Consider the following 12,635-nt stretch of genomic DNA (forward strand, 5'->3'; position numbering starts at 1 on the left):
CGCGGGCAAGATCTTGCTCAGATGCGAGCAAGAAGTTGCCCAGCGAGCAAGATCTTGCCCGCGGTTTTTTAGGCATAGCAGGTTCAATAACTTATTTAAAAGACAAAAAAAATCCGATGCCTTGGCATCGGATTTTTGTATTTGCTAAAGCAAGTTAGCTTATAACGTTGGCTCGTCGTTAGAGTCTGCCGCGTTAAGTAAGTTGGCTAAGTTTTGCTCTGCCTCATCAGCTGTTACTGTTGGTACTGCTTCTTCAGGCGCGTTGCGACGTGCGTTGCGCTCTTTATGATAAGCATAACCTGTACCCGCTGGGATCAAGCGACCTACGATTACGTTCTCTTTCAAGCCACGTAATTCGTCTACTTTACCACCCACAGCCGCTTCAGTTAGTACACGCGTAGTTTCTTGGAACGACGCCGCAGAAATGAAGGACTCAGTGGCAAGAGACGCTTTCGTAATACCCAGTAGTTCATGCTCGAACGTTGCTGGCGTTTTACCTTCCGCAATAAGCTTACGGTTAGCAATGTTAACGCGAGCGACTTCGACTTGCTCACCTGGTAGGAAGTCGGTATCACCGGCATTAGTGATCAGTACTTTACGAAGCATTTGGCGAACGATAACTTCAATGTGCTTATCGTTAATTTTTACGCCTTGTAGGCGGTAAACGTCTTGTACTTCGTTAGCGATGTAGTTAGCAACTGGGCTGATACCACGAAGACGTAGAATGTCATGTGGCGACTCAGGGCCGTCAGCGATCACTTCACCTTTTTGTACTTTTTCACCTTCGAACACGTTCAAGTGACGCCACTTAGGAATCATCTCTTCGTATTGCTCACCGTCTGGTTGAGTGATAACAAGGCGACGCTTACCTTTGGTTTCTTTACCAAATGAAATTGTACCTGTCTTCTCAGCCAAGATAGCCGCATCTTTTGGCGTACGCGCTTCGAATAAGTCGGCTACGCGAGGTAGACCACCCGTGATATCACGAGTCTTCGAACTTTCTTGCGGGATACGTGCAAGTGCATCACCGACGCTTACTTCAGAATCATCTTCTAGGTTAACGATAGCGTTACCTGGTAAGAAGTACTGAGCCACAATGTCTGTGCCTGGAATGTTGATGTCATTGCCTGACGTATCAACCAGTTTCACCATTGGACGCATTTCTTTACCCGCACTTGGACGTTGTGCAGGATCCGTCACTACCGTGCTTGATAGACCAGTCAGTTCGTCAGTTTGACGCGTCATGGTCACACCTTCGATCATATCAACAAACTTGATCTGACCTTTTACTTCAGTGATGATCGGATGCGTATGCGGGTCCCAGTTAGCAACGATGTCGCCAGCTTTGATTGCTTCGCCATCGCCCTTCTCAAGTACCGCACCGTAAGGCACTTTGTGCGCTTCTTTGGTTTGACCCAATTCGTCCAATACCATCAGTTCGGTAGAACGCGAAGTCACAACAGGCTTACCTTCCGAGTTAATAACGAACTTAGCATTGTGAAGTTTCACGCTACCTGTGTTCTTAACCTGGATGTTGTTTTCTGCTGACGCTCGAGATGCCGCACCACCAATGTGGAACGTACGCATCGTAAGCTGTGTACCTGGCTCACCGATTGACTGTGCTGCAATAACACCAACCGCTTCACCTTGGCCAACCAAGTGACCACGAGCAAGGTCACGACCGTAACACTTAGCACATACACCGTAGTCATTTTCACACGTAATAGCAGAGCGAACTTTCACTGTGTCTACTGAGTTTTCTTCAAGTAGGTCACACAGTTTCTCGTCAAGCATGACGTTACGTTCAACTAATACTTCGTTGTCAGTACCTGGCTTAATCACGTCTTCAGCAACTACTCGACCAAGCACACGCTCACGTAACGGCTCAACAACGTCACCACCTTCAATCAATGGCATCATTGTTAGGCTTTCTAGCGTGCCACAATCTTCTTCAGTTACGACTAAATCTTGCGCAACGTCTACTAGACGACGTGTTAGGTAACCCGAGTTCGCCGTTTTCAGTGCGGTATCAGCTAGACCCTTACGCGCACCGTGAGTAGAGATAAAGTACTGTAGTACGTTTAGACCTTCACGGAAGTTCGCCACGATTGGCGTTTCGATGATAGAGCCATCCGGTTTCGCCATCAGGCCACGCATACCCGCCAACTGACGAATCTGAGCGGCACTACCACGAGCACCTGAGTCGGCCATCATGTAAATGCTGTTGAATGACTTTTGCGTCTCTTCTTCGCCGTCACGGTTAATCACCGTTTCGTGCGTTAAGTTATCCATCATGGCTTTAGCAACTTGCTCAGAAGCGCTTGCCCAGATATCGATAACTTTATTGTAACGCTCACCCGCGGTTACTAGACCAGACTGGAACTGTTCAGAAATTTCTTGAACTTCGTCTTCAGCGGCCTTGATGATGCCCTTCTTCTCGTCAGGAATCATCATGTCGTTGATACCTACCGATGCACCTGACAGAGTCGCGTAATGGAAACCTGTGTACATCAATTGGTCAGCGAAAATAACCGATGGCTTAAGACCAAGCTTACGGTAACAGGCGTTAATTAGACCTGAGATCTGCTTTTTGCCCATTGGTTGGTTAAACAATTCAAATTCCATGCCTTTTGGTGCAATTAACCAAAGGATAGAACGACCAACCGTCGTGTCTTTTAATTCAGTAGTTTGTGTTGCAATGCCGTCTTCACTGATAATCGTTTCAGTGATACGCACTTTCACACGAGCATGAAGGTCAGCAACGCCAGCGCGGTACGCTTTTTCTGCTTCTTCAGCGCTCTTGAACCACATGGCTTCGCCTTTCGCGTTGATACGCTCACGAGTCATGTAGTACAGACCTAATACAACGTCTTGCGAAGGCACGATGATTGGCTCACCGTTCGCAGGAGAAAGTACGTTGTTGGTCGACATCATTAATGAACGTGCTTCTAACTGTGCTTCAATCGTTAGAGGTACGTGTACCGCCATTTGGTCACCATCGAAGTCAGCGTTGTATGCCGCACACACAAGTGGGTGTAGCTGAATCGCTTTACCTTCGATAAGCACAGGTTCAAATGCTTGGATACCTAGTCTGTGAAGTGTTGGTGCACGGTTAAGCATCACCGGATGTTCACGGATAACTTCTTCCAGAATATCCCAAACTTCACCGCCTTCGCGCTCTACTAACTTCTTCGCAGCTTTGATAGTCGTCGCTAAGCCACGACCTTCTAGCTTGCCGTATACGAACGGCTTGAATAGCTCAAGTGCCATCTTCTTAGGAAGACCACACTGGTGCAAACGAAGCGTTGGACCAACAGTGATAACTGAACGGCCAGAGTAGTCAACACGCTTACCAAGAAGGTTTTGACGGAAACGACCTTGCTTACCTTTGATCATGTCGGCCAAAGATTTCAGAGGACGCTTGTTAGAGCCAGTAATCGCACGACCGCGACGGCCGTTGTCTAACAGTGCATCTACAGACTCTTGTAACATACGTTTTTCGTTACGTACGATAATGTCTGGTGCAGCTAGATCTAGTAGACGCTTCAAACGGTTGTTACGGTTGATAACACGACGGTAAAGGTCGTTCAAATCAGACGTAGCAAAACGGCCACCATCTAGTGGTACTAGTGGGCGCAGATCAGGTGGCAATACCGGAAGAACCGTTAGGATCATCCACTCAGGCTTGTTGCCTGATTGCTCAAATGCTTCCATTAGCTTAAGACGCTTAGTCAGCTTCTTACGCTTAGTTTCTGAGTTAGTTGACTCTAACTCTTCGCGCATTACTTCAATTTCTTGTAGTAGGTTGATGTCTTTTAGCAAGGCAAGTACAGCTTCTGCACCCATCTTAGCTTCAAACTCGTCGCCCCACTCTTCTAACGCATCCAGGTAATTTTCTTCTGTTAGCATTTGACCGGCTTCCAGGTTAGTCATACCTGGTTCGATCACTACAAAAGATTCAAAGTATAGGATGCGCTCGATGTCGCGTAGGGTCATATCAAGTAATAGACCAATACGAGACGGCAATGATTTTAAGAACCAAATGTGCGCAACTGGAGATGCAAGCTCAATGTGGCCCATACGGTCACGACGAACTTTAGTCTGGGTAACTTCTACGCCACACTTCTCACAAATAACACCACGGTGCTTAAGACGTTTGTATTTACCACACAAACATTCGTAGTCTTTTACAGGGCCAAAGATACGCGCACAGAATAAGCCATCACGCTCAGGCTTAAAGGTACGGTAGTTGATTGTCTCTGGCTTTTTTACTTCACCGTAAGACCAAGAACGTACTTGATCAGGTGAAGCAAGACCGATTTTGATACCATCAAATTCTTCAGTCTTATTTTGTTTTTTTAAAAACGTTAATAAGTCTTTCACGTTTATCTCCCACTGGGAACGCTAAAAGCGCTTTCGCAAGAAAGCGCTTTACTCACTTAAGGCTTTAGCCCTGCTTATTGCTCATCAAGCTCAATATTGATGCTTAGAGAACGGATTTCTTTCAACAATACGTTGAATGACTCAGGCATGCCTGGCTCCATTCTGTGGTCACCGTCGACGATGTTCTTATACATCTTAGTACGACCGTTCACATCATCTGACTTAACCGTTAGCATTTCTTGAAGCGTGTAAGCGGCACCGTATGCTTCTAGTGCCCATACTTCCATCTCACCGAAACGCTGACCACCGAACTGAGCTTTACCACCTAGTGGCTGCTGAGTTACTAGGCTGTAAGAGCCAGTTGAACGTGCGTGCATCTTGTCATCAACCAAGTGGTTAAGTTTCAGCATGTACATGTAACCAACGGTTACTGGACGCTCAAATGGGTTACCGGTACGACCATCAAATAATTGTAGCTGACCTGAGTCTGGTAAGTCTGCAAGGCGAAGCAGCTCTTTGATTTCTGCTTCTTTTGCACCGTCAAACGCAGGGGTTGCCGTAGGCAGACCTTTACGTAAGTGGTGTGCAAGACGTAATACTTCGTCATCAGTGAAAGTAGACAAGTCTACTTCTTGACGCGTACTACCTAGGTCATAAACCTTTTGGATGTAATCGCGTACTTTGGCAATCTCAACTTCACGTTGATCTTTAAGCATGCGGTCGATTTTCTCGCCCACACCTTTTGCCGCTAGGCCAAGGTGAGTTTCAAGAACCTGACCGATGTTCATCCGCGATGGTACACCCAGTGGGTTAAGTACGATATCTACCGGTTCGCCATGCTCGTCATGAGGCATGTCTTCGATAGGTACGATTGTCGAGATAACACCTTTGTTACCGTGACGACCGGCCATCTTATCACCCGGTTGGATACGACGTTTAACCGCTAGGTAAACTTTAACGATTTTCAGTACGCCAGGCGCTAAGTCATCACCTTGGATGATCTTACGACGCTTGATGTCGAATTTCTTATCGAATTCAGCTTTTAGCTCGTCATACTGCTCAGCAATTTGCTCTAGCTGAGTTTGTAGGTCTTCGTCTGCTAGGGCAATTTCGAACCACTTGTCGCGAGAAGTTTTAACCAGTGTTTCTTCTGATTTACCCGCTCCAATAAGCAGTGATTTCGCACGTGAGAAGATGCCGTCTTCTAAGATCTTAAACTCTTCTGTTAAGTCCTTCTTGGCTTCTTTCAGCTGCATCTCTTCGATTTCAATCGCACGTTTGTCTTTTTCAACACCGTCACGAGTGAATACTTGTACGTCAATTACCGTACCGTATACCGAGTTAGAAACGCGTAATGAGCTGTCTTTCACGTCAGACGCTTTTTCACCAAAGATAGCGCGCAATAGCTTCTCTTCTGGTGTTAGCTGAGTTTCACCTTTTGGTGTCACTTTACCTACTAGGATATCGCCAGGTTTAACTTCAGCACCCACATAAACAACACCAGACTCGTCCAGTTTGCTTAGGGCTGATTCACCGACGTTAGGAATATCCGCAGTAATTTCTTCAGGACCTAACTTGGTATCACGAGAGATACAAGAAAGCTCTTGAATGTGAATCGTAGTGAAACGATCTTCTTTAACCACACGCTCAGATACAGTGATTGAATCCTCGAAGTTGTAACCGTTCCAAGGCATGAAGGCAATCTTCATGTTTTGGCCTAGGGCTAGTTCGCCCAAGTCGGTTGAAGGACCATCTGCTAATACATCACCTTTAACAATCGGCTCACCTGGTTTACAGGTTGGACGTTGGTTGATACATGTATTTTGGTTTGAACGGGTGTATTTGTTCAGGTTGTAAATGTCGATGCCTGCTTCGCCAGGAACCATTTCTTCTTCATTTACCTTGATTACGATGCGTGACGCATCAACGTAATCTACCGTACCGCCGCGCTTAGCAACGATAGTTACACCTGAGTCAATCGCGATGCGTTTTTCAATACCTGTACCTACTAGCGGTTTGTCCGCGCGCAGTGTTGGTACAGCTTGACGTTGCATGTTTGAACCCATCAATGCACGGTTAGCATCATCGTGCTCTAAGAATGGGATAAGCGATGCCGCCACAGAGATGATCTGCTGTGGAGATACGTCCATATATTGAATTTGATCCGCAGTCATAAAGGTAGATTCACCTTTGTGACGACAAGGAATCAGTTCATCAGTCAGCTCAGCATTGTCATTCACAGCCGCATTCGCCTGTGCAATCACATAATTGCCTTCTTCAATTGCCGACAAGTACTCTACTTCGTCTGTTACCACGTTATTGATAACTTTACGGTAAGGTGTCTCTAGGAAACCAAACGAGTTAGTACGAGAGTAAGTCGATAACGAGTTAATCAGACCGATGTTTGGACCTTCAGGCGTTTCGATTGGACATAAACGACCGTAGTGCGTTGGATGTACGTCACGTACTTCGAAACCCGCACGTTCACGAGTCAAACCACCTGGGCCTAATGCAGAAATACGACGCTTATGCGTCACTTCTGATAGCGGGTTGTTTTGGTCCATAAACTGAGATAGCTGTGAAGAGCCAAAGAATTCTTTAACTGCTGCAGAAATCGGCTTCGCATTGATCAGGTCTTGTGGCATTACCGCGTCTAAGTCACCCAAAGATAGGCGCTCACGTACAGCACGCTCAACACGTACTAGACCCACACGGAATTGGTTTTCAGCCATTTCACCGACACAACGAATACGACGGTTACCTAGGTGGTCAATATCGTCCACTTCGCCTTTACCGTCACGAATGCTGATCAATGTTTGCATTACTGCAACAATGTCTTCTTTGCTTAGGGTGCCTTCGCCAATCTCATCTTCAAAGCCAACACGACGGTTGAACTTCATACGACCCACTTTAGATAGGTCATAACGATCGCTATTGAAGAATAAGTTCTCGAATAATGCTTCGGCAGCATCACGCGTTGGCGGCTCACCTGGGCGCATCATACGGTAAATTTCAACCAACGCTTCTAAGCGGTTAGTTGAAGAATCAACACGTAGCGTGTTAGAGATGTATGCGCCACAATCTAGCTCACTGGTGTACAGTGTTTCGAACTCTTTCACGCCAGCGACAGATAGCTCAGCTACCATTTCTAGCGTTAATTCGCTGTTCGCAGGAACTAAGATTTCACCCGTTTCTGGGTTCATGTAGTCTTTAGCGGCAACTTTGCCTACTACGTATTCTGCAGGTACTTCTAAACGCTCAACGCCGGCTTTTTCTAGCTGACGGATATGACGTGCAGTAATACGACGACCGGTTTCAACCATTACTTCGCCATCAATCATGATGTCAAAAGCAGCGGTCTCACCGCGTAGACGCTCAGGAATAAGATCCATGGTCAGCTTGCCGTCTTTCACTTCGAAATGCACTTTATCAAAGAACATGTCGAGAATATCTTCCGTGCTGTACTCAAGGGCACGAAGAATGATAGAACATGGCAGCTTACGACGTCTGTCTATGCGGACAAATAAGTTATCTTTCGGGTCAAATTCAAAATCTAACCAGGAACCACGGTAAGGAATAACTCGGGCGTTATAAAGCACTTTACCTGAGCTGTGCGTTTTGCCCCGATCGTGATCGAAGAAAACACCAGGAGAACGATGTAACTGAGACACAATAACACGCTCAGTACCATTAATAACGAAAGTACCGTTCTCAGTCATGAGTGGCATTTCACCCATGTATACTTCTTGCTCTTTAATGTCCTTTACAGTGCCAGCTGGCGCGTCTCGATCATATAAGACCAGACGTAGCTTGACACGGAGAGGTGCTGAATATGTAACACCGCGGATTTGACATTCTTTCACGTCAAACACAGGCTCGCCTAAGCGGAAGCTCACATATTGTAATTCCGAAGTGCCAGAGTAGCTCTTAATCGGAAACACGCTACGAAATGCAGCTTCTAATCCAACTTCGCCTTCAGGATCAACGTTAATGAAACGTTTGAAAGAGTCAAGCTGGATAGACAATAGGTAAGGAGTCTCAATAACCTGCGGACGCTTACCAAAGTCCTTACGAATACGTTTTTTCTCTGTATAAGAGTAAACCATATGGTTCCTCAGCTCGCTGATAAGTGACCTCTCTGCCCAACCGTGGGACAGAATGTTTTTTGTATCGTTGTAAGGGCTTGATTGCGTTAACAATCATTTAACCCTATATCATAGTCGAACAAACAATACGAAATTTCAACTATTCCTATAGCGCAAAAAGGCCGGTGCATAAAAGCACCAGCCTCTAGCTGTTTTGACAGCTAGTAATTTACAAGTTGTAAATTACTTAACTTCAACTTCAGCGCCAGCTTCTTCTAGAGCAGCTTTAAGTGCGTCAGCTTCAGCTTTATCTACGCCTTCTTTGATTGGAGCAGGAGCTGAGTCTACTAGACCTTTAGCTTCTTTCAGGCCTAGACCTGTTGCGCCACGAACGGCTTTGATTGTAGCAACTTTGTTTGCACCAGCACCCGTTAGGATTACTGTGAATTCAGTTTGCTCTTCAGCTGCTGCGCCAGCGTCACCGCCGCCTGCTACTACTGCTGCTGCAGCAGATACGCCGAATTTTTCTTCCATTGCTTCAACTAGTTCAACAACTTCCATTACAGACATTTCTGCAACTGCTTCTAAGATTTGGTCTTTAGTGATAGACATGACTCAAATTTCCTAAATATTTCGAAATTTCAATTAAAAGCGAGCTAATTAAGCCGCTTCTGATTCTTTTTGGTCGCGAACTGCAGCCAAAGTACGTACAAGTTTGCCAGCAGACGCTTCTTTCATCGTCATCATTAGCTGTGCAATAGCTTCGTCGTAAGTTGGTAGTTTCGCTAAACGGTCAATTTGCTCAGCAGGGATGAAATCACCCTCAAAAGCTAACCCTTTTACTTCAAATTCTTTCTCGTCTTTAGCGAAGTCTTTTAGAAGACGCGCTGCAGCACCTGGGTGCTCGTTTGAGAAAGCAATAAGAGTAGGACCAGTAAACACATCGTTAAGACACTCAAAATCAGTACCTTCAACAGCACGACGTGCAAGGGTGTTACGTACAACACGTACGCTTACACCTGCTTCACGTGCTTTAGCGCGTAAGCTGGTCATTGCGCCTACTGTTACGCCGCGAGAATCCGCAACTACAGCAGACAGGGCAGCCTTGGCAGCTTCGTTGACTTCAGCAACAATTGCTTTTTTGTCTTCGAGTCTGATTGCCATTGGCATATACTCCTGGATTCCAAACCAAACATAATGTTTGGTAAAAATAATCTCTAACCGAAGCCAGAGAACTTAATACGGTAAAACGGATCCAGCAGAATAATCTATCTGGGGTCCGGACCACCATCTACGTTGGGAATTAAGTTTGCTTCATTACGAAGTAATTTAGCTCACACCAACGGTCTTGGAGGGGACCAAAGGCCCTTTCCAAATCAAGGCGCAAAATTATACAACAATTTTACGCCCTGTCAATTATCCTACTACAGTTTCAAGCGTTGCTTGATCTACAGATACACCCGCACCCATAGTTGTAGAGATAGTTACTTTCTTGATGAACTGACCTTTTGCTTGCGCAGGTTTCGCTTTTTTAACAGCGATGATCAGAGCTTCAAGGTTTTCTTTAACTTGCTCAGCAGAGAAGTTAGCCTTACCGATAGTAGTATGGATGATACCATTCTTATCGTTACGGTAACGAACCTGACCTGACTTAGCGTTTTTAACCGCTGCAGCTACGTCTGGTGTTACTGTACCTACTTTAGGGTTAGGCATTAGACCACGAGGACCTAAGATTTGACCTAGTTGACCAACAACACGCATAGCGTCTGGAGAAGCGATAACAACGTCAAAGTTCATTTCGCCTTTTTTCACTTGCTCAGCAAGATCTTCCATACCTACTACGTCAGCACCGGCTTCAGTTGCTTTTTCTGCGTTAGCACCTTGAGTGAACACAGCAACACGTACTTCACGACCAGTACCGTGTGGTAGTACAGTTGCACCACGTACGTTTTGGTCTGATTTACGAGCATCGATGCCTAGGTTGATAGCAGCGTCTACGCTTTCTACGAATTTAACCGTAGCAAGTTCTTGAAGTAGAGCAACAGCTTCGTTGATTTCGTACTCTTTAGTAACTTCAACTTTTTCTTTGATCACGCGCATGCGCTTAGATAATTTAGCCATTTCTTAGTCCTCTACTACCAAGCCCATAGAACGAGCAGAACCCGCAATACAACGAACCATCGCGTCTAAATCAGCACCTGTTAGGTCTACTTCTTTAGTTTTTGCGATTTCTTCAAGTTGAGCGCGTGTTACTGTGCCTACTTTTTCTTTGTTTGGAACACCAGAACCAGACTTGATGCCAGCCGCTTTCTTAAGCAAGTAAGATGCAGGTGGAGTCTTAGTTTCAAAAGTGAAAGAACGATCGTTGTATACTGTAATTACTACAGGTACTGGAGCGCCTTTTTCTAGAGAATCTGTTTTTGCGTTGAACGCTTTACAGAATTCCATGATGTTCACACCGTGTTGACCTAGAGCAGGACCAACCGGTGGACTTGGGTTAGCAGCACCAGCCGCTACTTGTAGCTTGATATAAGCCTGGACTTTCTTAGCCATTTTTAATACCTCGTGGTGGGTTCAAACGCCAGCAATAAAATGTTGGCTTCCCGTGTATTTAATAAGTGCTGTAACAGCGACTTATTACTGTCATCCGAAGGTGTTAGACACCGCCGAATATAAAAGAGCGCGTATTCTAGGTGATCACCGTACAAATTACAACCAAAAAACCGCATTTTACTCATGGTTCGACCACAAAAAAGGCTCCTAGTAAGGAGCCTTTAAAATCAGTTAGATAGCTAATGTTAGCCTTTTTCTACCTGACCAAAATCTAGGTCAACTGGCGTTGAACGACCAAAGATAAGTACCGATACTTTCACGCGGCTTTTTTCGTAGTCGACTTCTTCAACCACACCGTTAAAGTCTGCAAACGGACCGTCAGTAACGCGCACCACTTCACCTGGTTCAAACAAGGTTTTAGGTCTTGGCTTATCAACCGCTTCTTGTAAGCGATTAAGAATGGCGTCGGCTTCGCGCTGCGAAATAGGTGCAGGACGCTCAGTGGTGCCACCAATGAAACCCATTACGCGTGGAATGCTGCGTACTAAATGCCAAGTTTCATCGTTCATCACCATTTTCACTAGTACATAGCCTGGGAAAAACTTTCTTTCACTCTTGCGCTTTTGACCTGCGCGCATCTCAACCACTTCTTCAGTTGGAACCAATACTTCTTCGAAGTACTCTTCCATCTCGTGCATCTTGATGTATTCTTTTAAGGTTTTAGATACACGCCCTTCATAACCTGAAAAAGCTTGTACTACATACCATCTCGATTTTACTTCTGCGGCTTCAGACATAATTAAAGACTAACTCCAGTGATGAATCCAACTAGGCGAACGAAGATGCCGTCCAAGCCCCATAGAATCAGCGCAGCAATGGCTGATACGGCTAATACGATAAAGGTTGTCTGGGTTGCTTCTTGACGGGTTGGCCAAACAACTTTTCTTACTTCGATGCGAGCTTCTTTGGCAAACTCGATGAAGGTTTTACCTTTTGTCGTTACCGCCGCGATGCCTGCGGCAATAGCCACTAGTGCGACCACACCCACCACACGCGCTAAGAAGTGCGCTTCTATCACTTCACCGGCATAGTAGTTACCGACAACGGCGCCAACCAAAAACAATACAACTAAGCCCCATTTTAGGCCATCCATAGAACTATTGCTGCTATTTTCATTGCTAGTCGTCATACAACCAAATCCACTTTCAAAAATGCAAAAGCCCCGCTTGAGCGAGGTAATCAGGCCTGAGCATTGCTTCGCTCAAGCTGCTTCGACTCATACAGAGTCATAAATATGGCAGGGGTGGAGGGACTCGAACCCCCAACCGTCGGTTTTGGAGACCGCCGTTCTACCAATTGGAACTACACCCCTAAATCAAAGCCAGAAGATTATATGGCTTTTTTTACTGAATGTAACCAAAGTTGTGAAACTGTACGTTCAAGTCTTGGCTATATTCCATAAACCTGTTCAGGTTTACCTACCACAAAAGGGAGCCGAAGCTCCCTTTTAGGTTCATATCAAATCTCGATATTAATCGAAGATTTTAGATACAACACCAGCACCTACAGTACGGCCACCTTCACGGATAGCGAAACGTAGACCTTCATCCATTG

The 12,635-nt window shown here is 45.6% G+C and carries 9 protein-coding genes and 1 tRNA gene; all 10 read right to left on the reverse strand.

Annotated elements, in window-relative coordinates; translation table 11 throughout:
- Positions 1 to 159: 159 nt before the first annotated feature.
- On the reverse strand, positions 160 to 4,383 hold the full coding sequence (rpoC, locus tag D1Z90_RS19625; RefSeq protein WP_119912493.1) for a DNA-directed RNA polymerase subunit beta': 4,224 nt from the start codon (positions 4,381 to 4,383) through the stop codon (positions 160 to 162).
- A gap of 74 nt (positions 4,384 to 4,457) precedes the next feature.
- Positions 4,458 to 8,489: a DNA-directed RNA polymerase subunit beta gene (rpoB, locus tag D1Z90_RS19630; RefSeq protein ID WP_119912494.1), complete on the reverse strand. Its 4,032-nt coding sequence runs from the start codon at positions 8,487 to 8,489 to the stop codon at positions 4,458 to 4,460.
- Positions 8,490 to 8,711: 222 nt separating this feature from the next.
- A complete protein-coding gene (gene rplL, locus D1Z90_RS19635; RefSeq protein WP_119912495.1) occupies positions 8,712 to 9,080 on the reverse strand; it encodes a 50S ribosomal protein L7/L12 in 369 nt (122 codons plus the stop codon).
- 48 nt (positions 9,081 to 9,128) lie between these two features.
- A complete protein-coding gene (rplJ, locus tag D1Z90_RS19640) occupies positions 9,129 to 9,632 on the reverse strand; it encodes a 50S ribosomal protein L10 (protein WP_119912496.1) in 504 nt (167 codons plus the stop codon).
- Positions 9,633 to 9,884: 252 nt separating this feature from the next.
- Positions 9,885 to 10,589 carry a 50S ribosomal protein L1 gene (rplA, locus tag D1Z90_RS19645; protein WP_119912497.1) on the reverse strand — a complete coding sequence of 235 codons (705 nt, stop codon included), beginning with the start codon at positions 10,587 to 10,589 and terminating at the stop codon, positions 9,885 to 9,887.
- Positions 10,590 to 10,592: 3 nt separating this feature from the next.
- Complete coding sequence (gene rplK / locus D1Z90_RS19650; RefSeq protein ID WP_119912498.1) at positions 10,593 to 11,021, reverse strand: 50S ribosomal protein L11; 429 nt, start codon at positions 11,019 to 11,021, stop codon at positions 10,593 to 10,595.
- A gap of 245 nt (positions 11,022 to 11,266) precedes the next feature.
- Entirely contained in the window at positions 11,267 to 11,818 is a 552-nt protein-coding gene (gene nusG / locus D1Z90_RS19655) for a transcription termination/antitermination protein NusG (protein WP_119912499.1), read from the reverse strand.
- 2 nt (positions 11,819 to 11,820) lie between these two features.
- Complete coding sequence (gene secE, locus D1Z90_RS19660) at positions 11,821 to 12,210, reverse strand: preprotein translocase subunit SecE (protein ID WP_119912500.1); 390 nt, start codon at positions 12,208 to 12,210, stop codon at positions 11,821 to 11,823.
- A 106-nt stretch (positions 12,211 to 12,316) separates the two neighbouring features.
- Positions 12,317 to 12,393, reverse strand: a tRNA-Trp gene (locus D1Z90_RS19665).
- A gap of 159 nt (positions 12,394 to 12,552) precedes the next feature.
- Positions 12,553 to 12,635: EF-Tu C-terminal domain-related protein (locus D1Z90_RS19670; protein ID WP_198419273.1), on the reverse strand; the 83-nt coding region annotated here is incomplete at its 5' end.

It is taken from the genome of Motilimonas pumila (assembly GCF_003596335.1).
GTDB lineage: Bacteria > Pseudomonadota > Gammaproteobacteria > Enterobacterales > CBDFNC01 > Motilimonas > Motilimonas pumila.

What these genes read in the sequence shown, in the direction of transcription:
- rpoB (WP_119912494.1), bottom strand. Translation starts at nt 8,489, where the DNA reads ATGGTTTACTCTTATACAGAGAAAAAACGTATTCGTAAGGACTTTGGT.
- rplL (WP_119912495.1), bottom strand. Translation starts at nt 9,080, where the DNA reads ATGTCTATCACTAAAGACCAAATCTTAGAAGCAGTTGCAGAAATGTCT.
- rplJ (WP_119912496.1), bottom strand. Translation starts at nt 9,632, where the DNA reads ATGGCAATCAGACTCGAAGACAAAAAAGCAATTGTTGCTGAAGTCAAC.
- rplA (WP_119912497.1), bottom strand. Translation starts at nt 10,589, where the DNA reads ATGGCTAAATTATCTAAGCGCATGCGCGTGATCAAAGAAAAAGTTGAA.
- rplK (WP_119912498.1), bottom strand. Translation starts at nt 11,021, where the DNA reads ATGGCTAAGAAAGTCCAGGCTTATATCAAGCTACAAGTAGCGGCTGGT.
- nusG (WP_119912499.1), bottom strand. Translation starts at nt 11,818, where the DNA reads ATGTCTGAAGCCGCAGAAGTAAAATCGAGATGGTATGTAGTACAAGCT.
- secE (WP_119912500.1), bottom strand. Translation starts at nt 12,210, where the DNA reads ATGACGACTAGCAATGAAAATAGCAGCAATAGTTCTATGGATGGCCTA.